This is a genomic window from Burkholderia cepacia (genome assembly GCF_001718835.1).
GTDB classification, from domain to species: Bacteria; Pseudomonadota; Gammaproteobacteria; order Burkholderiales; family Burkholderiaceae; genus Burkholderia; species Burkholderia cepacia_F.
Genome location: NZ_CP013443.1, coordinates 2,278,691 through 2,304,407, shown reverse-complemented (window position 1 = coordinate 2,304,407; position 25,717 = coordinate 2,278,691). Strand labels below are relative to the sequence as shown.

General features: G+C 67.9%; 19 protein-coding genes. 9 read left to right on the top strand and 10 right to left on the bottom strand.

Annotated features, from left to right (window positions below; genetic code table 11):
* Positions 1-137 precede the first annotated feature (137 nt).
* Positions 138-404: a DUF2866 domain-containing protein gene (locus tag WT26_RS13905; protein ID WP_069273117.1), complete on the top strand. Its 267-nt coding sequence runs from the start codon at positions 138-140 to the stop codon at positions 402-404.
* Positions 405-437: 33 nt separating this feature from the next.
* Here the strand turns inward: WT26_RS13905 and WT26_RS13900 are convergent, their stop codons facing one another.
* The gene (locus tag WT26_RS13900) at positions 438-2,369 is read right to left on the bottom strand and encodes an ATP-binding cassette domain-containing protein (RefSeq protein WP_048020891.1); all 1,932 of its coding nucleotides are present in this window, start codon (positions 2,367-2,369) and stop codon (positions 438-440) included.
* A gap of 134 nt (positions 2,370-2,503) precedes the next feature.
* Between WT26_RS13900 and WT26_RS13895 the strand changes: the two genes are divergently transcribed.
* A complete protein-coding gene (locus WT26_RS13895) occupies positions 2,504-2,983 on the top strand; it encodes a glutathione peroxidase (RefSeq protein ID WP_027787077.1) in 480 nt (159 codons plus the stop codon).
* Positions 2,984-3,028: 45 nt separating this feature from the next.
* Here WT26_RS13895 and cls read toward each other — a convergent pair whose 3' ends face one another.
* The 6 genes from cls to dapC all read right to left on the bottom strand — a co-directional run bounded on the left by cls (position 3,029) and on the right by dapC (position 9,199).
* The gene (gene cls, locus WT26_RS13890) at positions 3,029-4,468 is read right to left on the bottom strand and encodes a cardiolipin synthase (RefSeq protein ID WP_069273116.1); all 1,440 of its coding nucleotides are present in this window, start codon (positions 4,466-4,468) and stop codon (positions 3,029-3,031) included.
* A 107-nt stretch (positions 4,469-4,575) separates the two neighbouring features.
* Positions 4,576-5,484, bottom strand: a complete 909-nt coding sequence (gene prmB, locus WT26_RS13885) for a 50S ribosomal protein L3 N(5)-glutamine methyltransferase (protein WP_069273115.1) — start codon at positions 5,482-5,484, stop codon at positions 4,576-4,578.
* Positions 5,485-5,495: 11 nt separating this feature from the next.
* Entirely contained in the window at positions 5,496-6,635 is a 1,140-nt protein-coding gene (gene dapE / locus WT26_RS13880; protein ID WP_059532246.1) for a succinyl-diaminopimelate desuccinylase, read from the bottom strand.
* A 90-nt stretch (positions 6,636-6,725) separates the two neighbouring features.
* Positions 6,726-7,094 carry an ArsC family reductase gene (locus WT26_RS13875; protein WP_059532248.1) on the bottom strand — a complete coding sequence of 123 codons (369 nt, stop codon included), beginning with the start codon at positions 7,092-7,094 and terminating at the stop codon, positions 6,726-6,728.
* Positions 7,094-7,921: a 2,3,4,5-tetrahydropyridine-2,6-dicarboxylate N-succinyltransferase gene (gene dapD / locus WT26_RS13870; RefSeq protein WP_014896723.1), complete on the bottom strand. Its 828-nt coding sequence runs from the start codon at positions 7,919-7,921 to the stop codon at positions 7,094-7,096. Before dapD ends, WT26_RS13875 begins: the two co-directional genes overlap by 1 nt.
* Positions 7,922-7,966: 45 nt before the next feature.
* On the bottom strand, positions 7,967-9,199 hold the full coding sequence (dapC, locus tag WT26_RS13865; protein WP_069273114.1) for a succinyldiaminopimelate transaminase: 1,233 nt from the start codon (positions 9,197-9,199) through the stop codon (positions 7,967-7,969).
* A gap of 159 nt (positions 9,200-9,358) precedes the next feature.
* Between dapC and WT26_RS13860 the strand changes: the two genes are divergently transcribed.
* The 5 genes from WT26_RS13860 (at position 9,359) to def (ending at position 18,094) form a co-directional block, all read left to right on the top strand.
* On the top strand, positions 9,359-10,300 hold the full coding sequence (locus WT26_RS13860; RefSeq protein WP_048020897.1) for a DMT family transporter: 942 nt from the start codon (positions 9,359-9,361) through the stop codon (positions 10,298-10,300).
* Between the two features lie 139 nt (positions 10,301-10,439).
* Positions 10,440-13,952 (top strand): chromosome segregation protein SMC, encoded by a 3,513-nt coding sequence (gene smc, locus WT26_RS13855; RefSeq protein WP_069273113.1) that lies wholly within the window; start codon positions 10,440-10,442, stop codon positions 13,950-13,952.
* A 100-nt stretch (positions 13,953-14,052) separates the two neighbouring features.
* The gene (locus WT26_RS13850) at positions 14,053-15,339 is read left to right on the top strand and encodes a cell division protein ZipA C-terminal FtsZ-binding domain-containing protein (RefSeq protein ID WP_069273112.1); all 1,287 of its coding nucleotides are present in this window, start codon (positions 14,053-14,055) and stop codon (positions 15,337-15,339) included.
* A 152-nt stretch (positions 15,340-15,491) separates the two neighbouring features.
* Positions 15,492-17,567: an NAD-dependent DNA ligase LigA gene (ligA, locus tag WT26_RS13845; protein WP_059532260.1), complete on the top strand. Its 2,076-nt coding sequence runs from the start codon at positions 15,492-15,494 to the stop codon at positions 17,565-17,567.
* Entirely contained in the window at positions 17,564-18,094 is a 531-nt protein-coding gene (gene def / locus WT26_RS13840) for a peptide deformylase (RefSeq protein WP_069273111.1), read from the top strand. The genes ligA and def overlap by 4 nt, the downstream gene beginning before the upstream one ends.
* Positions 18,095-18,213: 119 nt before the next feature.
* On the opposite strand, the gene WT26_RS35700 is transcribed toward def, so the two are convergent.
* From WT26_RS35700 to map, 3 genes are all read right to left on the bottom strand, one after another.
* Positions 18,214-20,049: a pseudouridine synthase gene (locus tag WT26_RS35700; protein ID WP_081333733.1), complete on the bottom strand. Its 1,836-nt coding sequence runs from the start codon at positions 20,047-20,049 to the stop codon at positions 18,214-18,216.
* A gap of 16 nt (positions 20,050-20,065) precedes the next feature.
* Positions 20,066-22,642 (bottom strand): [protein-PII] uridylyltransferase, encoded by a 2,577-nt coding sequence (locus tag WT26_RS13830; protein WP_059532272.1) that lies wholly within the window; start codon positions 22,640-22,642, stop codon positions 20,066-20,068.
* Between the two features lie 63 nt (positions 22,643-22,705).
* Positions 22,706-23,521: a type I methionyl aminopeptidase gene (map, locus tag WT26_RS13825; RefSeq protein ID WP_021159103.1), complete on the bottom strand. Its 816-nt coding sequence runs from the start codon at positions 23,519-23,521 to the stop codon at positions 22,706-22,708.
* A 378-nt stretch (positions 23,522-23,899) separates the two neighbouring features.
* Between map and rpsB the strand changes: the two genes are divergently transcribed.
* Positions 23,900-24,640 (top strand): 30S ribosomal protein S2, encoded by a 741-nt coding sequence (gene rpsB, locus WT26_RS13820; protein ID WP_006483818.1) that lies wholly within the window; start codon positions 23,900-23,902, stop codon positions 24,638-24,640.
* A gap of 162 nt (positions 24,641-24,802) precedes the next feature.
* Positions 24,803-25,684 carry a translation elongation factor Ts gene (tsf, locus tag WT26_RS13815; protein WP_021159104.1) on the top strand — a complete coding sequence of 294 codons (882 nt, stop codon included), beginning with the start codon at positions 24,803-24,805 and terminating at the stop codon, positions 25,682-25,684.
* Positions 25,685-25,717 lie beyond the last annotated feature (33 nt).

Sequence of the window (25,717 nt, the reverse complement as noted above, 5' to 3'; positions counted from 1 at the left end):
CCGCGCGCCGGGGGCAACTCCCCGGCGATCTGGCGCGTAATTCGCTGTAAAGAATATGTAGGCTGCTGTAACCCGCCGGACATCGCTTTTCCCTATCCTTTTGCGGACAGTCGAACCGTGCAAGGCGAAAGGGATCTATGTTGAAACAGTACGGGCAAGCGCTGGACCGAGGCGTTTACAACCTGCGCGGCTGTCGCGTGTCGGAGCCGATTCGCCAACCCTGGGGCGGTGGATGCCGGATCGTCGAGTGGATCGACGAAGAGGGGCGCCTCGCGCGCAAGGTCGTGTCCGAGGACGTGACGGAAGCGGAAGTCGCTGCCGCGATCCGGCGGCCGACCGAAGGGCGCCGGCACCTGATGGGCGACGACGAGCAGATGCCGCGCGATACGCTGCCGCGACGCTGAGCGGGCGGCCCGCCGGGCCGCGCCGCGCGGCGGTCAGCCGATCTGCTCGAGCTCTTCCTGCGCGGCAAGCCAGTCGGCCTCGACCGTCTCGAGACGCGTGTTGACGTCCCCGAGCTTGCGGATCGCATCGGTCAGCTCCGTCTTGCGCTCGGCTTCGTAGCTCGCCGGATCGGCGACGAATGCGTCGAGGCGCGCCTTCTCCGCGTGCAGCGTCTCCATTTCCTTTTCGAGCCTGGTGATGCGCGTCTGCAGCGGCTTCTTCAGCACCGACAAGCGCTGCCGTTCCTCGGCGGCCTGACGTTTCTGGTCCTTGCGGTTGGCCGCGGCACCCGCGCCCGACGAAGCTGCGCTGTCCGCCTTCGCGGCGGCGCGCTGCTCGGCCGCGTGCTGCAGCAGCCAGTCGCGGTAGTCGTCGAGGTCGCCGTCGAACGGCTGCAGCCGGTGCTTCGCGACCAGCATGAACTGGTCGGTCGTCGCGCGCAGCAGGTGGCGGTCGTGCGAGACGAGGATCAGCGTGCCCTCGAACTGCGCGAGCGCCATCGTCAGCGCATGGCGCGTTTCGAGGTCGAGGTGGTTGGTCGGTTCGTCGAGCAGCAGCAGGTTCGGCTTTTGCCAGATGATCAGCGCGAGCGCGAGGCGTGCCTTTTCGCCGCCCGAAAACGGCCCGACCGGGCTGGTTGCCATGTCGCCCGAGAAGTTGAAGCCGCCGAGGAAGTCGCGCAGTTCCTGCTCGCGCGTGTCGGGCGCGAGCCGCGCCAGATGCGCGAGCGGCGAATCGTCCTCACGCAGCGTTTCGAGCTGGTGCTGCGCGAAATAGCCGATCGTCAGCCCCTTGCCGTCGCGGACGTGCCCCGACAGCGGCGCGAGCGTGCCGGCCAGCGTCTTGATCAGCGTCGACTTGCCCTGGCCGTTCGCGCCGAGCAGGCCGATGCGCTGGCCGTTCTGGATCGACAGCGCGACGCGCTCGACGATCGGGATCTCCGCTCCGCCGTCGGCGTGGTAGCCGCAGCGGACGTCTTCCATCACCATCATCGGGTTCGGCGCGGCATCGGGCGTGCGGAATTCGAACGTGAACGGCGACGCGATGTGCGCGGGCGCGATCAGCTCCATCTTCTCGAGCGCCTTCATCCGGCTCTGCGCCTGCTTGGCCTTGGTCGCCTTGGCCTTGAAGCGGTCGACGAAGCTCTGCAGGTGCTCGATCGTCTTCTGCTGCTTTTCATAAGCGCTTTGCTGCAGCGCCAGTTGCTGCGCGCGCAGCACTTCGAACTGCGAGTAGTTGCCGCCGTAGCGCTTCACCTGGCGGTTTTCCAGGTGCAGCGTGACATTGCAGATCGAATCGAGGAATTCGCGGTCGTGCGAAATCACGACGAGCGTGCCGGGGTAGCGGTGCAGCCAGTCTTCGAGCCAGACGATCGCGTCGAGGTCGAGGTGGTTCGTCGGTTCGTCGAGCAGCAGCAGGTCGGAGCGGCACATCAGCGCCTGCGCGAGATTCAGGCGCATGCGCCAGCCGCCGGAGAAACTGGCGACGGATTCGCGCGTCTGCGCGAGCGTGAAGCCTAGACCGAGCAGCAGCGCCTCGGCACGGGCCGGCGCGGTGTAGCCGTCGGCGTCGGCGAACGCCGCGTGCGCGTCGGCTTCGGCGGCGCCGTCATGCGCGGCGGAGGCGGCGGCGATGCGCGCCTCGATCTCACGCAGCGCGGCGTCGCCGTCGAGCGTGTAGTCGAGCGCCGAGCGGTCGACGGCGGGCGTTTCCTGCGACACGTGGGCGATCCGCCACGACGGCGGCATCGAGAAATCGCCGCCGTCGGAGTGCAGCTCGCCGCGCAGGACCGAGAACAGCGTCGACTTGCCGGCGCCGTTCGCGCCGATCAGGCCGGCTTTCTCGCCGGGATTGAGCACGAAGGAGGTCGACTCGAACAGCGGCTTGGTGCCGCGCGCAAGGCTGAACTGATTGAAACGGATCACGGCGGAAATGACTGGCCAAAACCGCTATTCTAGACTGCGCGCCGCTTGCGCCGGGCATTGGCCGTTCGGGAGATGCCGTTTCCGCGCGTTTTTCGCCTAGACTTCACGTCGGTTCGAATTCGAAAGGGGGCACGATGTCCACCCTGTATTCGTTCAGCGCAGAGACGCTTGCCGGCGCGCCGGCCTCGCTCGACGCGTATCGCGGCAAGGTGCTGCTTATCGTCAACACTGCGAGCGAGTGTGGATTCACGCCGCAGTACGCGGGCCTGCAGAAGCTGTACGACCAGTACGCGGCGCGCGGCTTCTATGTGCTCGGCTTCCCGTGCAACCAGTTCGGCAAGCAGGAGCCCGGCGACGCCGCGCAGATCGGCGCATTCTGCGAGCGCAACTACGGCGTCACGTTCCCGATGTTCGCGAAGATCGACGTGAAGGGCGACCATGCGCATCCGCTGTACCGCTACCTGACCGACGAGGCGCCCGGCATTCTCGGCCTCAAGGCGATCAAGTGGAATTTCACGAAATTCCTGATCGATCGCGAAGGGCGCATCGTCAAGCGTTATGCGCCGTCCACCAAGCCGGACGAGATCGCCGCGGATATCGACAAGCTGCTGTGACGCCCGACGCGGCCGGCGCGGGTTGCCGGGGCATCAGGAGGCCGCTCACAGAATCGGCGCGAACAGCCGCGCGACGTGCATCGCGATGCGTCGCCAGGCAGGCGAGCGGCGGTATTCGTTCGCATCGACCTCGTACGCCTGTGCGAAGTCGGCAACGAGCATCGTCTCGACCTCGTCGGCGAATGCGCGGTCGACGGTCAGCACCATGATCTCGAAATTGAGGCGGAACGAGCGGTTGTCGAGATTCGCGCTGCCGATCGCCGCCGCGATGCGGTCGATCAGCACGACTTTCTGGTGCAGGAAGCCGGGCCGGTAGCGGAATACCTTCACGCCCGCATCGACCAGGTCGCGCGCGTACAGCTTCGACGCCTCGAATACCACGTAGTGATCGCGCCGGCTCGGAATCAGGATGCGCACGTCGACGCCGCGCATCACGGCGAGCTTCAGCGCGGAGATCACGGCTTCGTCGGGGACGAGGTACGGCGTGGTGATCCAGACCCGTTCGCGCGCGGCGTTGATCGCCTCGACGAAGAACAGCGAGCCTGTCTCCTGCTTGTCGGCCGGCCCCATCGGCACGGCGAGGCAATGCATGTTGTCGCCCGGCTGCGCGGGTGGCGGCAGCGCGAGCGGCGGCAGCTTCTGCGTCGCCCAGTGCCAGTCTTCGGCGAACACGTACTGGATGCTCGCGACCACGGGGCCGCGTATCTCGATGTGCGTGTCGCGCCACGGCGACAGGCGCGGCTTCGCGCCGAGATATTCGACGCCGACGTTGTGGCCGCCGACGAACGCGCGATTGCCGTCGACGACGACGATCTTGCGGTGGTTGCGGAAGTTGAGCTGGAAGCGGTTGACGAACTTCCGGTTGGTCGCGAACGGATGAACCTCGACGCCGCCCCGGCGCAACGAGTCGACGTAGCCGTGCGGCAGGTCGAAGCTGCCGATGCTGTCGTACAGCAGGCAGCAGCGCACGCCGGCTGCGGCACGTGCGAGCAGCGAGTCGCGCAGCATCCGGCCGAGCGCATCGTCGCGCACGATGAAGAATTGCACCACCACGTAATCGCGCGCGGCGTCGATTGCGGCCAGGATCGCCGAGAACGTCGCATCGCCGTTCACGAGCGTGCGCACCGAATTGCCGCCGAGGAACGGCATGCCGCCGAGCCGCGTGAGCGCGAGCACCGCGGCCTGGCCGAGCGCGCTCGCGGCCGCGCCGTCGGTCGAATCGGCGGCGGCCCACGGAACGTGGTGCGTATGCGTGCGCAGCGCTTCGGTCTCGTGGCGCCGGGCGTCGACGTAGCCGGAGAACTTGCTGCGACCGAGGAACAGGTACGGAATGAGCGTCAGGTACGGCATGGCCGCCAGCGAGACGGCCCATGCGATCGCACCTTGCGACGTGCGCGTGTTCATGATCGCGTGGCACGCCGCGACGATCCCGAGCACATGGATGGTCAGGATCAGGGTACCGAGATGTAGCCAGTCGAGGGTCATGGGCGCGTGACGGACTCCTGAGGTCGCGCGGCCGGGCGGCCGCCTACGCGCATCTTACCCAACCGTGCGGCGCAGCGGGGCGCCGCGCGGCTCGGGCTGGCGGGGCGTCAGGGCTTCTGCGGGAGATCCGACGCCTGGATCAGGAACACGGCGTCGTCGCCTGCGCTGGTCGGCAGCCACGTGAGTTCGAGGCCGCCGAACGCGGCCTCGACGTTCTCGCGCTCGTTGCCGATCTCGACGACGAGCACGCCGTCGTCGTGCAGCCAGCGATGGGCTTCGGCGACGATGCGTCGCACGATGTCCATCCCGTCATCGCCGCCCGCGAGCGCCATCTCCGGCTCGTGACGGTACTCGGGCGGCAGTGCGGCCATCGACGATGCGTTCACGTACGGCGGGTTCGTCAGGATCACGTCGTAACGCGTGCCCGGGTCGGTGCGGAACGCGGGCAGCGGTGCGTAGAGGTCGCCGCGGTGCAGTGCGACGCGGTCTGCGAGGCCGTAGTCGCGTACGTTGATCTCGGCGACTTCGAGGGCCTTGTCGGACAGGTCGACCGCGTCGATCTCGGCGTTCGGGAACGCGCTCGCCGCGAGGATCGCGAGGCAGCCCGAGCCCGTGCACAGCTCGAGCACGGCGCCGACCTGTTCGGGATCGGCGACGTACGGCTGCAGCCCGTCGTCGAGCAGTTCGCCGATGAACGAGCGCGGCACGATCACGCGCTCGTCGACATAGAAGCGGTGGCCATGCATCCACGCTTCATGCGTGAGGTACGCGGCCGGCACGCGGTCGGTCGCGCGCCGTTCGATCACCGCGAGCACGGCCGCGATTTCGTCGGGCAGCAGGCGTGCGTCGAGGAACGGCTCGAGCGTGTCGAGCGGCAGGTCGAGCGTGCGCAGCACGAGGTAGGCCGCTTCGTCGTACGCATTGTCGGAGCCGTGGCCGAACGCGAGCTTCGCCTTCGAGAAGCGCGTGACCGCGTAGCGCAGCAGGTCGCGAACAGTGGCAAAAGGTGTCGTCATGCGGGGCTCCATCAGGCGATCAGTTGTTCGAGCACGCGGCGGTACACGTTCTTCAGCGGATCGATGAAGCGCACTTCGATGTGCTCGTCGATCTTGTGGATGCTGCCGTTCGGCGGGCCGAACTCGATCACCTGCGGGCAGATGCGCGCGATGAAACGGCCGTCCGACGTGCCGCCCGTGGTCGACAGCTCGGTCGTGATGCCGGTCTCGGTGCGGATCGCGTTTTCCAGCGCGCCCGACAGCTCGCCGCGCGGCGTGAGGAACGGCAGGCCGCTCACCGACCACTTCAGCGTGTATTCGAGGCCGTGCTTGTCGAGGATCGCGTGCACGCGCGCCTGCAGGCCCTCGACCGTGCTCGCGGTCGAGAAGCGGAAGTTGAACAGCAGGTCGGCGTGGCCGGGGATCACGTTGGTCGCGCCGGTGCCGGCGTGCAGGTTCGACACCTGCCAGGTGGTCGGCGGGAAGTATTCGTTGCCTTCGTCCCACTGTTCGGCGGCGAGCTCGGCGAGCGCCGGCGCGAGCAGGTGGATCGGATTCTTCGCGAGGTGCGGATAGGCGATGTGGCCCTGTACGCCCTTGACGACCAGTTCGCCCGACATCGAGCCGCGGCGGCCGTTCTTGACGACGTCGCCGAGTTCGCTGGTCGACGTCGGCTCGCCGACGATGCAGTAGTCCATGCGTTCACCGCGTGTTTCGAGCAGCTCGACGACCTTCACGGTGCCATCGGTGGCGGGGCCTTCCTCGTCGCTGGTGATCAGGAACGCGATCGCGCCGCGGTGGCCGGGGTGTGCCGCGACGAATTCCTCGGATGCGACGACGAACGCCGCGAGCGAGGTCTTCATGTCGGCCGCGCCGCGGCCGTACAGCTTGCCGTCCCGATGGGCGGGGACGAACGGCGGCGAGCTCCATTGCTCGAGCGGGCCGGTCGGTACGACGTCGGTGTGGCCCGCGAAGGCGAGCAGCTTGCCGTCGCGGCCGTCGGCGCCGCGCTTGACGGCCCACAGGTTGGTCACGCCGTGCGACGCGACGGTCTCGCATTCGAAGCCGAGCGCGGCGAGGCGCTCGGTCAGGATCTGCTGGCAATGCTGGTCGTCGGGCGTCACGGACGCGCGGGCGATCAGCTGTTCGGTAAGGGCTAGGGTGGCGGACATGGTTCGGACCACTTTCGATAAAAAATGCCGGCGCGGTGGCCGGCAGCGACAAGACGTCGGGCTGCGCCGACAGGCGCAGCGCGGGCAGCCCTATGCGGCAAACAGCGCCGCGTATTGATCGGCCACGAAGCCGAGCGATTTCACGCGGCCGTTGACCACCAGCACGGGACGCTTGATGACCGACGGCTTGTGGATCATCAGCGCGACCGCGCCGGTCTTCGATTCGGCGGCCGCCTTCATTGCGTCGTCCAGGCCGCGCCACGTGGTGCCGCGCTTGTTGACGAGCGCGTCGAGCGACACGTCCTTCAGCCAGTCTTCGATCAGCGGCGCGCTGACGCCGAGCTTCTTGAAATCGTGAAACTCGAATTCGACGCCGTGATCGTCGAGCCACACGCGGGCCTTCTTCACGGTGTCGCAATTCGGAATGCCGTAGACGACCACGGTGTGCGGCTTCGCCATCAGTCGCCTCGCAGCAGCTCGTTCAGGCCGACCTTCGCGCGCGTCTTCGCGTCGACCTTCTTGACGATCACCGCGCAGTACAGGCTGTGCGAGCCGTCCTTCGACGGCAGGTTGCCGGCGACGACGACCGAGCCGGCCGGGATGCGGCCGTAGCTGACTTCGCCCGTCTCGCGATCGTAGATCTTCGTGCTCTGGCCGAGGTACACGCCCATCGAGATCACCGAGTTTTCCTCGACGATCACGCCTTCGACGACTTCCGAGCGGGCGCCGATGAAGCAGTTGTCTTCGATGATGACCGGGTTCGCCTGCAGCGGCTCGAGCACGCCGCCGATGCCGACGCCGCCCGACAGGTGCACGTTCTTGCCGATCTGCGCGCACGAGCCGACCGTCGCCCACGTGTCGACCATCGTGCCTTCGTCGACGTACGCGCCGATGTTGGTGTACGACGGCATCAGCACGACGTTCTTCGCGATGAACGAGCCGCGGCGCGCGATGGCCGGCGGCACGACGCGAAAGCCGCCTGCGGCGAAATCTTCGGCCGTGTAGTTCGCGAACTTCGACGGCACCTTGTCGTAGAACTGCGAGTAGCCGCCGGCGGGCATCGGCGCGTTGTCCTCCAGGCGGAACGACAGCAGCACGGCCTTCTTCAGCCACTGGTGCACGGTCCAGTTGCCGTCGATCTTCTCGGCAACGCGCAGCGCGCCTTTGTCGAGCTGCTCGATCGCGTGCGCGACGGCTTCGCGGACGTCGGCCGGTGCGGCCTTCGGCGACAGCTCGGCGCGGTTGTCCCAGGCGGTATCGATGATTTGCTGAAGTTGTTGCGACATGTTCGTTTTCGCAGGAGATTGTGGATGGAATTGATCGATGGACGATTACCGCGCGAGAGACCGGCAGAAATCGACGATGCGTTGCGCGCCCTCGACGCATTCGGGGGTGCCCGCGACGAGCGCGATCCGGATGAAATCGCGGCCCGGATTCGTGCCGTGCGCATCGCGCGCCAGGTACGAGCCGGGCAGAACCGTCACATTATAGTCGGCGTACAGGCGGCGGGCGAACTCGGTGTCCGACAGGCCGGTGCGCGACACGTTGGCCCACAGGTAGAACGCCGCGTCGGGCAGTTTCACGTCGATCACGTCGGCGAGCATCGGCGTGACCGTGTTGAACTTCTGCAGGTACAGCGCGCGGTTCTCGCGCACGTGCGCCTCGTCGTTCCACGCGGCGATGCTCGCGTGCTGCCAGACCGGCGACAGCGCCGCGCCGTGGTACGTGCGGTACAGCAGGAATTTCTTCAGCAGCGCGGCGTCGCCGGCGACGAAACCCGAGCGCATGCCCGGCACGTTCGAGCGTTTCGACAGGCTCGACAGCATCACGAGCCGCTCGAAGCCGCGGCCGAGGCGGTGCGCGGCCTCGAGGCCGCCGAGCGGCGGTGCCGCTTCGTCGAAATAGATTTCCGAATAGCACTCGTCCGACGCGATCACGAAACCGTGGCGGTCGGACAGCGCGAACAGCTCGCGCCAGTCGTCGAGAGTCAGCACGGCGCCCGTCGGGTTGCCCGGCGAGCATACGTACAGCAGCTGCGTGCGCGCCCAGATTGCGTCGGGCACCGACGCGTAGTCGCACGCGAAGTTGCGGGCCGGATCGCTGTTCGCGAAATAGGGTTCGGCACCGGCCAGCAGCGCCGCGCCTTCGTAAATTTGATAGAAAGGATTCGGACAGAGTACGATCGCCTTCTCGCCCGTTTCGGACGGGCGTGCGTCGATCACCGTCTGGGCAAGCGAGAACAGCGCCTCGCGCGAGCCCGACACGGGCAGCACCTGCGTAGCCGGATCGATGGCCGGCAGCCCGTAGCGGCGCTCGAGCCAGTGCGCGATCGACGTACGCAGCGCGTCCGAGCCGGCGGTGGCCGGGTACGACGCGAGACCGTCGAGCGCGGCCACCACGGCGTCGCGGATCAGCGCCGGGGTCGCATGTTTGGGCTCGCCGATGCCGAAGCTGATCGGTTTGAGGGCGCCGGAGGGCGTCACGTCCTTGAACAGGGCGCGCAGCTTTTCGAAGGGGTAGGGCTGGAGCGAGTCGAGTCGAGGGTTCACGGGCGAAGCGGCCATCGCGGCCGGTTGGAGCGAAAGAAGCGGCGGGCGCGCCGCGCGGCTGCGAACGGGCGCCGCGGGCGCACGGGTCGCAACGGACGATTATAGCGTGACGGAACGCGGTCACGGCCTGCCGGAACGGCGGCCGGGCCGGTCGAATAAAGGGTATCGAACCAAATGAATAACGCGGTACGCGGCAGCCTGCCGACGCTGGCCATCCTGATCGGCGCGTCGGTATGGGGCCTGATCTGGTATCCGCTGCGGATCCTTGCGTCGCTCGGCGTGACGGGCACGCTGGCGAGCGCGCTGACGAGCCTCGTCGCGTTCCTGTTCGTGATCGTCGCGCGGCACCGGACGATCGCGACGCTGCGCTGGCACTGGGTGCTGCCCGGCATCGCCGTGACGGCCGGCGTGACGAACCTCGGGTTCGTGTGGGGCACGATCCACGGCGAGGTGCTGCGCGTGATGCTGCTGTTCTACCTGACCCCCGCGTGGACCGCGATCTACGCGCACTTCCTGCTGCGCGAGCGGCTGACCTGGGCCGGCGCGGGGCTCGCGGCGCTGTCGATCGGCGGCGCGATGCTGATGCTGTGGTCGCCGGCGCTCGGCCTGCCGCTGCCGGCCAGTCCGGCCGAATGGGCCGGCCTCGCCGCCGGGCTGAGCTTCGCGATGAGCAACGTGCTCGTGATCAAGGCGAGCCGCGAGCTGCCGGAGATGCGCGCGGAGATGCGCACCGCGACGCTGTTCGGCGGCGCGGCCGTGTTCGGCGCGATCGCGTCGCTGTTCGAGGGGCTGCCGGCTGCTCCGGCGGGCGGCCAGCTCGGCGTCGCCGCGCTGATCATCGTCGCGATCGGCGTGACGATGGCGTCGAACAACCTGCTCGTGCAGTACGGGCTCGCGCGCGTGCCGGCGAACCGTGCGTCGATCATCATGCTGTTCGAGATCGTGATCACCGCGCTGTCGGCGTGGGTGTTCGCGAACGAGCTGCCGACCGCGCGCGAGTGGGCGGGCGGCGCATGCATCGTGCTCGCCACGCTGCTGTCGAGCCGGGTCCATCGTGCCGCGCCGGCACCGGACAAACCCGGCGACGGTCGGGACGGTGCACGCGCGATGGTATGATGGAAGCCGTTTGCGGGGCCCAACGCTGGATGCGCGCGGCCCCGCTTTTGAATTCCGGGGCGCGTCGCGCGCATGGGCCGTCCGGCCTCGCGCAGTGCGGCTCCGTCCGTTTCACACCTTCTTCACATCCGATACCGCCGTGCGTCTGAGCTCGATCAAACTCGCTGGCTTCAAATCCTTCGTCGATCCCACGCATTTCCAGGTTCCGGGCCAGCTTGTCGGCGTGGTGGGCCCGAACGGGTGCGGCAAGTCCAACATCATCGATGCCGTGCGCTGGGTGCTCGGCGAGTCGCGCGCTTCCGAGCTGCGCGGCGAGTCGATGCAGGACGTGATCTTCAACGGCTCGACTGCCCGCAAGCCCGGCAGCCGGGCCAGCGTCGAACTGATCTTCGACAATTCCGACGGCCGCGCGGCCGGCCAGTGGGGCCAGTACGGCGAGATCGCCGTGAAGCGCGTGCTCACGCGCGACGGCACGTCGAGTTACTACATCAACAACCTGCCGGCGCGTCGCCGCGACATCCAGGACATCTTCCTCGGCACGGGCCTCGGGCCGCGTGCGTACGCGATCATCGGGCAGGGCATGATCGCGCGGATCATCGAGGCGAAGCCGGAAGAGCTGCGCGTGTTCCTCGAGGAAGCCGCGGGCGTATCGAAGTACAAGGAGCGCCGCCGCGAAACCGAGAACCGCCTGCACGACACGCGCGAGAACCTGACGCGCGTCGAGGACATCGTCCGCGAACTCGGTGCGAACCTCGAGAAGCTCGAGGCGCAAGCCGTCGTCGCGACCAAATACAAGGAACTCGTCGCCGACGGCGAGGAGAAGCAGCGCCTGCTGTGGCTGCTGCGCAAGAACGAGGCCGCGGGCGAGCAGCAGAAGCAGCAGCGCGCGATCGAACAGGCGCAGATCGACCTCGAGGCGCAGACGGCGAAGCTGCGCGAGGTCGAGGCGCAGCTCGAGACGCTGCGTGTCGCGCATTACTCGGCGAGCGACGCGATGCAGGGCGCGCAGGGTTCGCTCTACGAGGCGAACGCCGAGGTGAGCCGCCTCGAGGCCGAGATCAAGTTCATCGTCGAATCGCGCAATCGCGTGCAGGCGCAGATCGCCGCGCTGAATGCGCAGCGCGAGCAATGGCGCGCGCAGGCCGAGAAGGCGCAGGACGAGCTCGAGGAGGCCGAGGAGGCGCGTGCGATGGCCGACGAGAAGGCCGCGCTCGCCGAAGACAACGCCGCCGCGAAGCACGACGCGCTGCCGGCGCTCGAAGCGAAATGGCGCGATGCGCAGGCGCAGCTCAACGACGAGCGCGCGCGGATCGCGCAGACCGAACAGTCGCTGAAACTCGAGGCCGCGCACCAGCGCAACGCCGACCAGCAGCTTCAGCAGCTTCAGCAGCGCCATGAGCGCCTGAAGAGCGAAGCAGGCGGGCTCGACGCGCCGGACGAGGCCCAGCTCGAGGAACTGCGCATGCAGCTGGCCGAGCAGGAAGAGATCCTTGCCGAAGCGCAGGCGCGCCTCGCCGACGCGCAGGAAACGGTGCCGCGCCTCGATGGCGAACGCCGTGCCGCGCAGGAGCGCGTGCAGGCCGAGGCCGCGCAGATCCACCAGCTGGAGGCGCGTCTCGCCGCGTTGAAGCAACTGCAGGAAAACGTGCAGACCGAAGGCAAGGTGCAGCCGTGGCTCGACAGGCACGAGCTCGGCGCGCTGCCGCGCCTGTGGAAGAAGCTGCACGTCGAGGCCGGCTGGGAAGCGGCGCTCGAGGCCGTGCTGCGCGAGCGCCTCGCCGCGCTCGAAGTGTCGAATCTCGACTGGGTGAAGGCATTCGCGACCGATGCGCCGCCCGCGAAGCTCGCGTTCTATGCGCCGCCCGCGGCCGGCGAACCGCCCGCGGCCGTGGCTGGCCTGCGTCCGGTGCTGTCGCTCGTGCGCATCGACGACGCGGGCATCCGTGCGGTGCTGAACGACTGGCTCGGCAACGTGTATGTCGCCGACGACGTCGCACAGGCGCTCGCGACGCGCACGCAGCTGCCGGCAGGCGGCGCGTTCGTCGTCAAGGCCGGCCATGTCGTCACGCGCGTCGGCGTGCAGCTCTATGCCGCCGATTCGGAACAGGCCGGGATGCTGGCCCGCCAGCAGGAAATCGAAAACCTGACGCGCCAGGTGCGTGCGCAGGCGCTGCTCGCCGACGAGGCGCGCCGCACGGCGGCCCGCGCGGAAGCCGCGCACACGCAGGCCACGCAGGCGCTCGGCGACGTGCGCGCACAGGCCGAGCGTGCGACGCAACGCGTGCACGCGCTGCAGATGGACGTGCTGAAGCTTGCGCAGGCGCACGAACGTTACACGCAGCGCAGCACGCAGATCCGCGAGGAACTCGAGGAAATCGGCGCGCAGATCGAAGAGCAGCGCGCGATGCGCGCGGAATCGGAAGCGAATTTCGAGCGTTTCGACGGCGAACTCGCGGAGCTGCAGGCGCGCTTCGAGGACAACCAGCTCGCATTCGAGGCGCTCGACGAATCGCTGACGCAGGCGCGTCAGGAAGCGCGTGACCTCGAGCGCGGCGCGAACGACGCGCGCTTCGCCGCGCGCAACGCGGTGACGCGGATCGACGAGCTCAAGCGCAGCATCCAGGTCGCGCACGAGCAGAGCGAACGTGTCGCCGGGTCGCTGGAAGACGCACGCGCCGAACTCGAGACGATCAACGAGCAGACCGCGCACACGGGCCTGCAGGACGCACTCGAAGTTCGTGCGGTGAAGGAAGAGGCGCTGCAGGCCGCGCGGATCGAACTCGACGACCTGACCGCGAAGCTGCGCGCGTCGGACGAGCAGCGGCTCGTCGCCGAGCGCTCGCTGCAGCCGCTGCGCGACCGCATCACCGAATTGCAGTTGAAGGAGCAGGCCGCGCGCCTGGCGGTCGAGCAGTTCGCCGAGCAGCTGACCGCGGCCGAGGTCGACGAGGAAGCGCTGCGCGAGAAGCTCACGCCGGATCTGAAGCCGTCTTACCTGCAGGGCGAGGTCACGCGCCTGAACAACGCGATCAACGCGCTCGGCCCGGTGAACATGGCCGCGCTCGACGAGCTGAAGGCGGCGAGCGAGCGCAAGGTGTTCCTCGACGCGCAGTCGGCCGACCTGATCGATGCGATCACGACGCTCGAGGACGCGATCCACAAGATCGACCAGGAAACGCGTACGCTGCTGCAAGGCACCTTCGACGAGGTCAACCGTCACTTCAGCGACCTGTTCCCGCGCCTGTTCGGCGGCGGCCAGGCGAAGCTGATCATGACCGGCGACGAGATCCTCGATGCCGGCGTGCAGGTGATGGCGCAGCCGCCCGGCAAGAAGAACGCGACGATTCACCTGCTGTCGGGCGGCGAGAAGGCGCTGACCGCGACCGCACTGGTGTTCGCGATGTTCCAGCTGAATCCGGCGCCGTTCTGTCTGCTCGACGAGGTCGACGCGCCGCTCGACGACGCGAACACCGAGCGTTTCGCGAATCTCGTGCGCGCGATGTCCGACAAGACGCAGTTCCTGTTCATCTCGCACAACAAGATCGCGATGGAGATGGCGCAGCAACTGATCGGCGTGACGATGCAGGAGCAGGGCGTGTCGCGGATCGTCGCGGTGGACATGGAAACCGCCGCGGGTTTTGCCCAGAATTGACGTTTACGAACCGGGTTCGCGGGCGTGCGGCACGGAGCCGCCCGGCGCAATGGCGCCCCGCTTGCGAGCCCAACGAACAAGAATTGCTGATGGAGCGTGCATGGACGAGTTGACACTCGGTTTGATCGGCGCGGGCGCCGTCGTGGTGGGCGGCGTCGTGGTCTACAACGCATGGCAGGGCGCGAAGGTGCGGCGCAGGATGCCGCGCCCGATGCCGGAGGAAGCGGCCGAGGCGATGAACCGCCCCGAACGCGACGAAGAGTTGCCGTTCATCGAGCCGGTGCGTCAGCCGGTGCGGCGCGAGCCTGCGGCGCCGGACGCCGAGGGCGCAGCGGGCGCAGCCGGCGCGTCAGCCGAGGCGGCACGCGTCGAGCCGACGTTCGGCGGGGCCACCTTGGGCGGGGCCGCCTTGGGCGGTGCGGCGCCGGCCGACATGCCGGCCGACCTGCAGGCCGAGGCGACGTCGGCCGACCTGCCGATCGCCGAGACGGCCGACGAAAGCGGCGCGAGCGAGCCGGTCGAGCCTGCCGAGCCGGTGCTGCCGGCCGCGACGACGATCTCGTCGGCACCGCCGGCGATCGTCGACCGCCGGATCGACTGCATCGTGCCGATCCGCCTCACCGGGGCGCTGCCGGGCGACAAGATCCTGCCGGTCGCGCAGCGGCTGCGCCGCGCGGGCAGCAAGCCCGTGCATATCGAAGGCAAGCCCGAAGGCGGCCAGTGGGAGCTGCTGCAGAACGGCGTGCGCTACGAGGAACTGCGCGCGGCCGCGCAGCTCGCGAACCGCAGCGGCGCGCTGAACGAGCTCGAGTTCTCCGAATTCGTGACGGGCGTCCAGCAGTTCGCCGACGCGATCGACGGCGCGCCGGAATTCCCGGACATGATGGAAACGGTCGCGATGGCGCGCGAGCTCGACGCGTTTGCCGCGCAATGCGACGCCCAGTTGTCGATCAACGTGATGTCGGACGGCGCGCCGTGGTCGGCGAACTACGTGCAGGCGGTCGCGTCGCAGGACGGGCTGCTGCTGTCGCGCGACGGCACGCGTTTCGTGAAGCTCGACGCGAAGCAGAACCCGGTGTTCATGCTGCAGTTCGGCGACACGAACTTCCTGCGTGACGACCTCACGTACAAGGGCGGCAACATGATCACGCTGGTGCTCGACGTGCCGGTCGCCGAAGAGGACATCCTGCCGTTCCGGCTGATGTGCGACTACGCGAAGTCGCTGTCCGAACGGATCGGCGCGCGGGTCGTCGACGATTCGCGCCGGCCGCTGCCGGAATCGACGCTCGTCGCGATCGACCAGCAACTGATGAAGCTGTACGCGAAGCTCGAGGAAGCGGGCATCCCGGCCGGTTCGCCGGTCACGCGCCGCCTCTTCAGCCAGTAACGCGAACCACCGGTCGCGGCGCGCGATGCCGCCGCGACCCGCTGCCGGCGGCTGTCGGCAGCATCGCGCGCCACGCCGTTTCCGGCCCCCGGCGCGGCGGCAAACTGAGATAATCGGGCATCCGATTTTCTCAGAACGAATCTGCCGCCAGCATGGCCCGAACCCAAGCCGAACCGCCAGCCAGCCAGCCCGACGCGCGCGCCGCGTGGCTGCGCGACCAACTCGAGCGGGCGAACTACGCCTATTACGTGCTCGATCAGCCGGATCTGCCCGACGCCGAGTACGACCGCCTGTTTCGCGAGCTGCAGCAGCTCGAAACCGATCATCCCGAACTCGTGACGCCCGATTCGCCGACGCAGCGCGTGGGCGGCGAGGCGGCCGGCGGCTTCACGCCGGTCGTCCACGACGCGCCGATGCTGTCGCTGAACAACGGTTTCGCCGACGAGGATATCGTCGCGTTCGACAAGCGCGTCGCCGATGCGCTCGACAAGGCGACCGATCTCGCCGGCTCGGTGACGGAGCCGGTCGACTACGCGTGCGAACTGAAGTTCGACGGTCTCGCGATCTCGCTGCGTTACGAGCAGGGCGTATTCGTGCAGGCGTCGACGCGCGGCGACGGTACGACCGGCGAGGACGTGACCGAGAACGTGCGCACGATCCGCTCGATTCCGCTGAAGCTGAAGGGCAAGAACGTGCCGGCCGTGCTCGACGTGCGCGGCGAGGTGCTGATGTTCAAGCGCGATTTCGCACGCCTGAACGAGCGCCAGCGCGCGGCCGAGCAGCGCGAATTCGCGAACCCGCGCAACGCGGCGGCCGGCAGTCTGCGCCAGCTCGACTCGAAGATCACCGCGCAGCGCCCGCTGTCGTTCTTCGCGTACGGGATCGGCGTGCTCGACGGGATGCCGATGCCCGATACGCATAGCGCGCTGCTCGACTGGTACGAGTCGCTCGGCCTGCCCGTGAACCGCGAGCGCGCGGTCGTGCAGGGCGCCGAGGGCTTGCTCGACTTCTTCCGCAAGGTCGGCGAGAAGCGCGAGTCGCTGCCGTACGACATCGACGGTGTCGTCTACAAGGTCAACCGGCGAGACGAGCAGGAGCGCCTCGGCTTCGTGTCGCGTGCGCCGCGCTTCGCGCTTGCTCACAAGTTCCCCGCGCAGGAAGCGCTGACGAAGCTCGTCGCGATCGACGTGCAGGTCGGGCGCACCGGCGCGATCACGCCGGTCGCGCGCCTCGAACCGGTGTTCGTCGGCGGCGCGACCGTGACCAACGCGACGCTGCACAACGAGGACGAGGTGCGCCGCAAGGACATCCGGATCGGCGATACCGTGATCGTGCGCCGCGCCGGCGACGTGATCCCCGAGGTGGTCGGGGCGCTGCTCGACCGGCGCCCGGCCGATGCGGCCGAATTCGTGATGCCGACCGAATGCCCGGTGTGCGGCTCGAAGATCGAGCGCCTGCCGGACGAGGCGATCGCGCGCTGCACGGGCGGCCTGTTCTGCCCGGCGCAGCGCAAGCAGGCGCTGTGGCACTTCGCGCAGCGCCGCGCGCTCGACATCGACGGTCTCGGCGAGAAGATCATCGACCAGCTCGTCGAGCTGAATCTCGTGCGCACGCCGGCCGACCTGTTCAATCTCGGCTTTGCGACGCTCGCCGAGCTCGACCGGTTCGCCGAGAAGTCGGCACAGAACCTGCTCGACTCGCTCGAGAAGGCGAAGCACACGACGCTCGCGCGCTTCATCTACGGGCTCGGCATCCGTCACGTGGGCGAATCGACCGCGAAGGATCTCGCGAAGCATTTCGGCTCGCTCACGCCGATCATGGACGCGTCGATCGAAGCGCTGCTCGAAGTCAACGACGTCGGGCCGATCGTCGCCGAGTCGCTCCACCAGTTTTTCGCGGAAGAGCACAACCGGACCGTGATCGAGCAGTTGCGCGCGCCGGGCAAGGTGACGTGGCCGGAAGGGCCGCCCGCGCCGAAGGCGCCGCAGGGCGTGCTGGCCGGCAAGACCGTCGTGCTGACGGGCACGCTGCCGACGCTCACGCGCGATGCCGCGAAGGAAATGCTCGAAGCGGCGGGCGCGAAAGTGGCCGGTTCGGTATCGAAGAAGACGGATTACGTGGTCGCGGGCGCCGAAGCCGGCAGCAAGCTCGCGAAGGCCGAGGAACTCGGCATCCCCGTGCTGGACGAAGACGGCCTGCACCAACTCCTGGAGGGCAATACGCCATGATTCGCGAGATCCTGAAGATGGGCGATCCGCGCCTGCTCGAAGTCGCCAAGCCGGTCGAGCGGTTCGATACACCCGAGCTGCACGAGATCGTCGCGGACATGTTCGAGACGATGCACCATGCGAACGGTGCCGGCCTGGCCGCGCCGCAGATCGGCGTCGGGCTGCAGATCATCATCTTCGGCTTCGGCAACAACAACCGCTACCCGGAAGCGCCGCCGGTGCCCGAGACCGTGCTGATCAACCCGAAGGTCGAGTACATGCCGCCGGACATGGAAGAGGGCTGGGAGGGCTGCCTGTCGGTGCCGGGCATGCGCGGCGTCGTCAGCCGCTACGCAAAGGTGCGCTACAGCGGCTTTGACCAGTTCGGCGAGAAGATCGATCGTGTTGCCGACGGTTTTCACGCGCGCGTGGTCCAGCACGAATACGATCACCTGATCGGCAAGCTGTATCCGATGCGGATCACCGATTTCACGCGCTTCGGTTTCACGGAAGTGCTGTTCCCGGGGCTCGACGCGACGGACGACTGACGCGGGACGGGCGCGATCGCTCGCGTTGCCCGCCGGAATGAGAAAAGCCCGCCGGAAAAACACGGCGGGCTTTTTCGTAACGTGCGCAGACGCGCCGCGTAGGGCCGTCGGAACCGCCGTCAGAACGTCTCGTCGGCCGACAGATAGCGCCATTGCCCCTGCGGCAGGGCGCCGAGCATCACGCGGCCCATCCGGACGCGCTTCAGGCCGATCACGTCGAGGCCCACCAGTTCGCACATGCGACGGATCTGGCGCTTCTTGCCTTCGCGCAGCACGAAGCGCAACTGCTCGCCGTTCTGCCAGCTGACCATCGCCGGCTTCAGCGCGACGCCGTCGAGCTCGAGGCCGTGACGCAGCTTCGCGAGCGATTCCGCCGGGAAGTGCTGGTCGATGTCGATCAGCCGTTCGCCGAAGCGCACGCGCACCAGGTATTCCTTGTCGATATCCGACTGCTCGCCGATCAGCTGCTTCGCGATCACGCCGTTCTGCGTCAGCACGAGCAGGCCGGTCGAATCGATGTCCAGGCGGCCGGCCGGTGCGAGCGCGTGCAGGTGCTGCGGCGAGAAGCGTACCGGCGAATGGTCGCCGCTCCAGCGGTTCGCGCGCGTGATCAGCACGGCTGCGGGCTCGTAGCCGTCTTCCGCCTGGCCCGACACGTAACCGACGGGCTTGTGCAGCAGGATCGTCACTTGCGCAGCCTGCGCGGCGCTCGCGCGCTCGTCGATCTCGATCTTCTGGTCGGCGCGGACCTTGGTGCCGAGCGTGTCGATGCGTTCGCCGTCGACGAGCACCCAACCCTTTTCGATCCATTCGTCGGCTTCGCGGCGCGAGCACATGCCGAGCTCGGACATCCGCTTCGACAGGCGCATCAGGCCGGACTCGTCGCCGCGATCCACGTCGGATGCCCGGCGCTTGACCGGTTGCGCGGTCTTGAAGCCCGCGCCGGCCGACGGCCGTTCGGCAGCGCCGCGCTTGGCGGGGGCGTTCGGGCCGCGCGCGGCGCGATCGCCGTCGCGCGGCGCGCGGGCCGGGCGGTCGGACGACGTGCGGCGGTCGCCGAAGCTGCGCTTCGCGCCTTCGCCGCCTGTCGTGTCGCGATAGGGGCGCTTGCCGCCTTCGGCGCCGGCGCTCGCACGACGGGGCCGCGCATCGTCGTCGCCGCGGCGGGCCGGGCGTGCGTCGGGTTTGCCTCGGCTGAACTTGCCGTCGGCGCTGCGGCGCTCGCCTGCGGGATTCGCATCCGTGCTCCGATACGGGCGGGTGTCGCTGCGCTCGCCGCGTGCGGCTGGCTTGCCCTCCGCGCTGCGGTACGGGCGGCCTTCACCGCGTTCGGCGCGTCCTGCGAATTTTGCGTCCTTGTCGCGATAGCGCGATTCGCCACGTTCGCCGCGCTCGGTGCGGCCCGCAGGTTTCGCGTCCGTGCCGCGGTACGGGCGGGATTCGCCGCGTTCGCCACGCGCGGCGGGCTTGCCTTCCGCGTTGCGATACGGACGGTCTTCGCCGGGGCGGCGCTCGCCGCGTTCGGTGCGTCCTGCGGGTTTCGCATCCTTGTCGCGATACGGGCGAGATTCGCCGCGCTCGCCACGCGCGCCGGGCTTGCCTTCCGCGCTGCGATACGGGCGGCTATCGCCGGGGCGGCCCGCGCCACGTTGTTCGGTGCGGCCGGTGGGCTTCGCATCGCCGCCGCGATAGCTGCGCTCGGCGCTGCCGTCACGCGGCGGACGTTTCGCCGGTGCGCGATCCGCGCCCGGGCGCTCGGCGCCTGCCGCGCCGCGCGGCTTGAACGAGCGTTCGCCGGCGGCGGCCGGGGACGCCTTCTTCGGGCGGGCCGGCTTGTCCCCTGCGGGCGGCGCAGCGGGGCGCACCGCCTTGCGGGCGACGAGGCTGCCGGAGCGGACAGGGGCGCGGGTCGGCGACGCCGGCTTCGGATTCTTGACGGTTAATTTGGTGCGCATAAACGCTGGAATTCATTCAGACTGCGATCGCACGCAGCAATTCGGTTTCAAGCTGGATCTGCAGGCGGTTGTCGGACAGGCCGGCACCCGCGAGCAGGAAGATGTCCTCGACGCGTTCGCCGAGCGTATTGATCCGCGCCGCATGGACGCCGATCCGATGCTCGGCGAGTACGCGCGCGATCGAATAGAGAAGGCCCGGCCGGTCGTTGGCCGACACGGACAGGATGTAGTACTGGCCGCGCTCGTCGGCCCGCAGGTCGACGCGCGGCGTGATCGGAAACGTCCGGGACAGCCTCGACAGGCGGCCCTTGGACGGCTCCGGCAGCGGTGCGGTTTCGGTGAGCCGCGACGCGAGCTGTTGTTCGACGAGATTCGCGATGTCGCGGTAGCGCACGTCGCGTTCGGTCTGCGTGACGATGAAGTTGTCGAGCGCATAACCGTGGCGTGTCGTGCTGACGCGCGCGTCGAGCACCGACAGCCCGTTGCGGTCGAAATACGCGCAGATGCCCGCGAACAGGTCGGGGCGATCCTTCACGTACACGAGCACCTGCAGCGCGTCGCCGATCGGCGACGGCCGCGCGCGGACGATCGCGGTCTCGGCGTTCACGTGCCGGTACAGCACGCGTGTCTGCCACGCGATGTCGGCCGCGTCGTGACGCAGGAAGAAGCCGACGTCGAGCTGGTCCCACAGCGCGCGGTGCGCGTCGTCGGGCACGGTCTCGAGGCGCAGCAGCGCGAGCGCCTGCTCCTGCCGCGACTTCAGCTCCGAATGCGCGTCGGGGTTGGCCCCGCCGAGCACCGCGAGCGTGATGCGGTACAGGTCCTCGAGCAGCTTGCCTTTCCACGTATTCCACACCTTCGGGCTCGTGCCGCGGATGTCGGCGACGGTCAGCAGGTACAGCGCGGTGAGGTAGCGTTCGTTGCCGACGACCTCGGCAAAGCGCTTGATGACTTCGGGGTCGCTCGTGTCCTGCTTCTGCGCGACCTGGCTCATCGTCAGGTGATGCTGGACGAGCCACACGATCAGCGCCGCGTCGTCGCCGGCGATGCCATGCTCGCGGCAGAAGCGCCGCGCATCGGCCATCCCGAGCGTCGAGTGATCGCCGCCGCGGCCCTTCGCGATGTCGTGGAACAGCGCGGCGACGTACAGCACCCACGGGCGCTCGAAGTTGCCGATCAACTGGCTGCAGAACGGATATTCGTGCGCGTGCTCGGCCACCGCGAAGCGGCGGATGTTGCGCAACACCATCAGGATGTGCTGGTCGACCGTGTACACGTGGTACAGGTCGTGCTGCATCTGGCCGACGATGCGGCGGAAGTTCAGCAGATAGCGGCCGAGCACGCTCGTCTGGTTCATCAGCCGGAACGCGTGCGTGATGCCTTCGGGCTGCTGCAGGATCCGCATGAACGTGTCGCGGTTCTGCGGATCGCGGCGCCACGCGTTGTTCATGATCTCGCGCGAGTTGTACAGCGCGCGCAGCGTGCGGGCGGACAGGCCCTTTACGCCGCGGGTCGTCTCGTACAGCAGGAACGCTTCGAGGATCGCGTCGGGATGGCGCTCGAACACGCCGTCGTCGACGATCTCGAGCATCCCCTGCTTCTCGACGAAGCGGTCGGGCGACAGCACGCGCGTGATGCCGCTCGTCGCGGGAAAGAGCTGCGCCTCGATGTTCTGGATCAGGATCGTCGCGAGCTGCGTGACGGCTTTCGCGGCCCAGTAATAGCGGCGCATCAGCTGCTCGCTCGCGCGCTTGGTCTGCGTCGGCAGGTAGCCGAAGCTCTCGGCCGCCTGCGTCTGCAGGTCGAACACGAGCATGTCCTGGCGGCGGCCGGCGATCACGTGCAGCCGCGCGCGCAGCGTCTTCAGGAAACCTTCGTTGCGGCGCAGCTCGCGCGCTTCGCGATCGGTGATGAGGCCGCGGGTGTCGAGTTCGCGCCAGCTGCTGCCGAAGCCCGCCGCGCGCGCGATCCACAGGATCGTCTGCAGGTCGCGCAGCCCGCCGGGGCTTTCCTTCACGTTCGGCTCGAGGCTGTACGGCGTGTCCTGGAACTTCGCGTGGCGCTGGCGCATCTCGAGCACCTTCGCGGTGAAGAACGCGCGGGCGTCGAGCGCCTCGTGGTAGCGCACCGTGAAGCGCTCGAACAGCGCGGTGCTGCCGACGATGCGGCGCGCTTCCAGCAGCGAGGTCTGTACCGTGACGTCCTGCGACGCCTCCTCGATGCACTGCGCGACCGTGCGCACGCTGCTGCCGATCTCGAGGCCGAGATCCCACGCCATCCCGATGAAGCGTTCGATCCGCGCGTCGAGCGCCGGGTCGTGCGCATCGGGCAGCAGCACGAGGATGTCGACGTCGGAATAGGGCGCGAGCTCGCCGCGCCCGTAGCCGCCGACGGCGACGAGCGCGAGCGTCGCGGGCAGCCCGCAGTCGTCCCACACGCGCTTGAGCGCATCGTCGGTGAGTTTCGACAGCGCGTGCATCAGCGACGCGACGTTCGTCGCGCGGCGAAAGCGCTCGAGCATCTCCGTCTTGGCGGCCTTGAATTCGGCGCGCCGCGACAGCGCGTCGGGCGAGGGGGCGGCGTGAGCGCTCATGGGCGGCCGGTCAGGTGCAGGTGGTGCGGATGGTGCGGATGGGGCGGGCTGGCGCGACGGCGCTCAGACCGCGGCGGCCGGTTGCGCGAACACGGGGCGCGCCGGCGTGCCGGCCGACACGGTCAGCACCTCGTAGCCGGTTTCGGTGACGAGCACCGTGTGCTCCCACTGCGCCGACAGGCTGCGGTCGCGCGTCTTGACCGTCCACTGGTCGGGCATCGTGCGGATGTCGCGCTTGCCGGCGTTGATCATCGGCTCGATCGTGAAGATCATCCCGGCCTTCAGTTCGATGCCGGTGCCCGGACGGCCGTAGTGGACGACCTGCGGATCCTCGTGGAACACCGTGCCGATGCCGTGGCCGCAGTATTCGCGCACGACGCTGTAGCCCTGCGCTTCCGCGTGCTTCTGGATCGCGTAGCCGATGTCGCCGAGGTGCGCGCCGGGCTTGACCTGGTCGATGCCGAGCCACATGCATTCGTAGGTGGTCTGCACGAGGCGCTTCGCGAGGATCGAGCCCTCGCCGACGATGAACATCCGGCTGGTGTCGCCGAAGTAGCCGTTCTTGATCACGGTGATGTCGATGTTCAGCGCGTCGCCGTTCTTGATCACCTTCTCGCCGGGAATGCCGTGGCAGATCACGTCGTTGACCGAAATGCAGGTGGCCTTCGGGTACGGCGGGTAGCCGGGCGGCTGGTAGTTCAGCGGTGCCGGGATCGTGCCCTGCTCGTTGAGCATGAACTCGTGGCAGAGGCGGTCGAGTTCGGCGGTCGTGATGCCCGCGACGACGTGCGGCGTGATGAAGTCGAGCACTTCGCTCGCGAGACGGCAGGCGACGCGCATCTCGGCGATATCGTGTTCGTTTTTGAGCGTAATAGCCATCGAGGTATGCCTGGAATGCGGTGAATTAATGGATTATCGCACCTTCTGGCGGGCGTCGCAGCCCCTGCGGGCGGGCGCGGGTGCGGGTTTTCGCGGATTGTCCGGCAGGCTGCCGCGCGGCAAGCGAAAGTGGTGAGCGACTTGAGAGCGGACAAATCGGCGTGCTATACTCTTTGGCTAAGTCGACATCCAAATGCCGTAGTGGCCCCATTCCGGGGCGGCATCGCGGTGAAAGGCTTACGGCACGGGCGTTTGCACGTGCCGAATCGCAAGCCGGCGCAACCAGGGTGCCGGCCGCGCGGAATTCGTGCCTTTCGGGGCGGGTTCGCGCGGCGGTACGGCGGCCGGCTTAAGACCCAACCCTCGTGGAGAATTTACATGGCAGTTACGATGCGCCAAATGCTGGAAGCGGGTGTCCACTTCGGTCACCAGACGCGCTTCTGGAACCCGAAGATGGCTCCGTTCATTTTCGGTCACCGCAACAAGATTCACATCATCAACCTCGAAAAGACGCTGCCGATGTTCACGGACGCACAGAAGTACGTGCGCCAGCTGGCAGCGAACCGCGGCACGATCCTGTTCGTCGGCACGAAGCGTCAATCGCGTGACACGATCGCCCAGGAAGCGCAGCGTGCGGGCATGCCGTACGTCAACGCACGCTGGCTCGGCGGCATGATGACCAACTTCAAGACGCTGAAGGTATCGATCAAGCGCCTGAAGGACATGGAGGCGGCGGTCGAGGCAGGCGAGCTCGAGAAGATGAGCAAGAAGGAAGCGCTGCTGTTCGAACGCGAAATCGCGAAGCTGCAGAAGTCGATCGGCGGCGTGAAGGACATGGGCGGCATTCCGGACGCAATCTTCGTCGTCGACGTCGGCTACCACAAGATCGCCGTCACGGAAGCGAACAAGCTGGGCGTGCCGGTCATCGCCGTGGTCGATACGAACCACTCGCCGGAAGGTGTGGATTACGTGATCCCGGGTAACGACGACTCGAGCAAGGCTGTCGCGCTGTACGCAGAAGGCGTGGCCGACGCGATCCTCGAAGGCCGTGCGAACGCGGTCAACGAAGTGGTCCAGGCCGCGCGCGGCGACGACGAGTACGTCGAGGAAAACGCGTAACTGGCCCCGAGCCGGCGCAAAAAGGGGGCTCTCAACAGGCCCCCTTTTTTTAAGCTTGTGCGCCGGACCTGATCGCGCCGAATCGGCGCGGGTCCGGAAACGATTTTCGGCCGTTCGCGTCCAAGCGGGCGGCGTTGTGAATACAGACTCAAGGAGCGAATGATGGCGGCAATTACCGCAAGCATGGTGGCAGAACTGCGCGCAAAGACCGACGCACCGATGATGGAGTGCAAGAAGGCGCTGACGGAAGCCGACGGCGATCTGGCCAAGGCTGAAGAGCTGCTGCGCGTCAAGCTCGGCAACAAGGCAAGCAAGGCGGCATCGCGCGTGACGGCAGAAGGCGTCGTCGCATCGTTCGTCGGCGGCAACGCAGGCGCGCTGGTCGAACTGAACTGCGAAACCGACTTCGTCGCGAAGAACGACGACTTCCTCGCATTCTCGAAGACGGTTGCAGAACTCGTCGCGACGCAGAACCCGGCCGACGTGGCAGCACTGTCGGCGCTGCCGCTCGAAGGCTCGACGGTCGACGCAGTGCGTCTGGCGCTGATCGGCAAGATCGGCGAGAACGTCTCGATCCGCCGTTTCGTCCGTTTCGAAACCGCGAACAAGATCGCAACGTACCTGCACGGCGCGCGTATCGGCGTGATCGTCGAGTACACGGGCGCGGAAGAGCAGGTCGGCAAGGACGTCGCGATGCACATCGCGGCAATGAAGCCGGTCGCGCTGTCGTCGGCTGACGTGCCGGCGGAACTGATCGAGACGGAACGCCGCGTGGCCGAGCAGAAGGCTGCGGAATCGGGCAAGCCGGCCGAGATCGTCGCGAAGATGGTCGACGGCAGCGTCCAGAAGTACCTGAAGGAAGTGTCGCTGCTGAACCAGACGTTCGTGAAGAACGACAAGCAGACGATCGAGCAGATGCTGAAGGCAGCGAATGCGGCAGTGCAGAAGTTCGCGCTGTTCGTCGTCGGCGAAGGCATCGAGAAGCGCCAGGACGACTTCGCCGCCGAAGTGGCCGCGCAAGTCGCAGCAGCAAAGCAGCAGTAAGCCGTAAGCCGTAAGCAGTCAGGCAGTATCCGC